General features: G+C 72.9%; 3 protein-coding genes. All 3 read left to right on the plus strand.

Going from position 1 to position 2488, the window contains the following annotated elements; genetic code table 11:
- Positions 1-380, plus strand: a 380-nt coding sequence (locus RMO85_RS02775; protein ID WP_310526333.1) for a DUF2785 domain-containing protein, incomplete at its 5' end; no start/stop codon positions are given.
- Between the two features lie 52 nt (positions 381-432).
- On the plus strand, positions 433-2100 hold the full coding sequence (locus RMO85_RS02780) for an acetolactate synthase (RefSeq protein ID WP_310526334.1): 1668 nt from the start codon (positions 433-435) through the stop codon (positions 2098-2100).
- Positions 2100-2488: GNAT family N-acetyltransferase (locus RMO85_RS02785; RefSeq protein WP_310526335.1), on the plus strand; the 389-nt coding region annotated here is incomplete at its 3' end. The genes RMO85_RS02780 and RMO85_RS02785, both read left to right, overlap by 1 nt.

The following is a 2488-nucleotide window of genomic DNA, read 5'->3' on the forward strand; positions in this document are numbered from 1 at the left end:
CCACCCCCGCGCTGCCCGTCTCCCGCGCGGGGGGGGCCGCCGGTTTGGTGCTGCCCGGTTCCGGTGGGCGGCGCGCGGGCGCGCCCGACCGGATGGCGGCCGCCACCATGCAGATCCTTCGGCGCAACGTCGTCAGCCTCAAGGTCCTCGAGCCATGGGTCGCCCGGATCGCCGCCGGCGCCAACCCGTTCAACAGCACCGGAGAGCACGACCCCTACGAACTGGCCGGCAACGCGCAGGCATACCTGCGTTCGCTGCACGTGCAGCTCACCCTGGCCGGCAATCCCCCCGGAGTCCGTCCCGACCTGATCCTGGTCCTGGTCGAGGCCTTGAAGGCGACGAACTACCCCTTCCTGTCGCTGCCCAACCCCTCCTCCTGACCCGTCCACCCACCCGGGCCACCCGGAGGGGTCGATGCTCTAGCGTGCGGGCATGAGCGATGACGACATCTTCGGACACAGCGGCGAACTCGCGGTCTCGGTCGCCCGGGCACACGGCGTGGAGACCATGTTCACACTGTCGGGGGCACACGTCTTCCCGATGTACGACGGGGCGGTCAAGGCCGACCCGCCGATGCGCATCCTCGACGTGAGACACGAACAGACCGCTGCCTTTGCCGCCGAGGCGACCGGCAAGCTGACCCGGGTGCCCGGGTTGGCGGTCCTGACGGCCGGACCGGGCGTCACCAACGGCATCTCCGCCATCGCCCAGGCCCAGTTCGCCGGCTCCCCGATGGTGGTCGTCGGCGGACGCGCGCCCGCCAACCGCTGGGGCAGCGGCGCCCTCCAGGAGATCGACCACCTGCCGATCGTCTCGCCCGTCGCCAAGCAGGCCCGCACGCTGCACACCGCAGGTGACGTCGCGGCCGGCTTCGATGACGCCTTCACCGTCGCCCGCTCCTCGCACCGCGGTCCGGTGTACGTCGACATCCCCATGGACGAGTTCTTCAACTCCGGCTCCGGCCCGGCCTCCGCCTGGTCGCTCGCACCCGCCCTCGAGCCCGACGGCGACGACGTGGCCCGGATCGCCGGTCTGCTGGCCGAGTCGCGGCACCCGCTGCTGATCCTCGGCACCGACGTGTGGGCCGACCACGCCGAAGCCGCCGCGCTGCGCCTCGTCGAGGCCCTCGGGGTTCCGACGCTGACCAACGGCATGGGTCGCGGACTACTGCCGGGCGGCCACCCGCTGCTGGTCACGAAGGCGCGTGGTGCCGCGATCAGCGGCGCCGACCTCGTCATCGTCGTCGGCACCCCGCTCGACTTCCGCCTGGGCTATGGCGTCTTCGGCGGCCCCGACAAGAACCCCGACGGCGCCTTCGCCAAGGTCGTGCATGTCGCCGACTCCCCCGGCCAGCTCGCCACGCACGCCGAGCTGGCCGCGTCCGCGGCCGGTGACCTCTCGACGGTCCTGGACGGTCTCGTCGCCGGGGTCCAGGGCTCCGCCCGCACGCCTGACTGGTCCGCGTGGGCCGGCGAGCTCGCCGACGTCGTCCGGGCGACGGCCGCGCGCGACACCGAGCTCCTGACCGCCGAGGCCGATCCGATCCACCCGGCCCGCATCTACGGCGAGCTCGTCCCCCGGCTCGCCGACGACGCGGTCGTGATCGGCGACGGCGGGGACTTCGTCAGCTTCGCGGGCAAGTTCGTCGAGCCCAAGCGCCCCGGCGGTTGGCTCGACCCCGGCCCCTACGGCTGCCTCGGCGCCGGCCTCGGCGCCGCGATCGCCGCCCGGCTGGCCCGCCCGTCCGCACAGGTCGCGCTGCTCCTCGGCGACGGTGCCGCCGGCTTCTCACTGATGGACGTCGACACCTTGGTCCGCCACGACCTGCCGGTGGTGATGGTGATGGGCAACAACTCCGCCTGGGGTCTGGAGAAGGGCCCGATGCAGATGCTCTACGGCTATGACGTGGCGGCCGACCTGGCCCAGCAGACGGCGTACCACGAGGTCGTCAAAGCCCTCGGTGGCGCCGGTGAGAAGGTCACGGACCCGGCGCAGATCGGCCCCGCACTCGACCGGGCCTTCGACTCCGGCGTGCCCTACCTCGTCAACATCATCACCGACGTCAACGCCGCCTACCCGCGTAGCACCTTCGGGATCTGATGCAGCTGCGTCGCGCGCGGATCGAGGAGTACGCCCCAGTCGGCGAGCTGACAGTGGCGGCGTACGCCCGCTTCACGCGGGGTCCCGACGACCCCTACCTCGACCGGCTCCGCGATGCGGCAGCCCGCGCCGGCCAGGCGGAGCTGTGGGTCGCGACCGGCGACGACCAGCTGCTGGGCACGGTCACGTCGTGCCCGCCCGGCTCCCCGTGGCGCGAGCTCGCCGCCGACGACGAGGGCGAGTTCCGGATGCTGGCGGTGCACCCGGACGCACGTGGTCAGGGCGTGGGCACGGCCCTGGCCAGGCTGTGCGAGGAGCGGGCGCGCGCCCAGGGCGCCACGGCCATGGTGCTGTCGTCGCTGCGAGAGATGCACGGGGCCCACCGCAT

The sequence above is a fragment of the Nocardioides sp. genome (assembly GCF_031422975.1).
GTDB lineage: Bacteria > Actinomycetota > Actinomycetes > Propionibacteriales > Nocardioidaceae > Nocardioides.

Bases quoted from the DNA above. Each gene is read 5' to 3' on its own strand.
- RMO85_RS02780 (WP_310526334.1), top strand. From the start codon at position 433: ATGAGCGATGACGACATCTTCGGACACAGCGGCGAACTCGCGGTCTCG.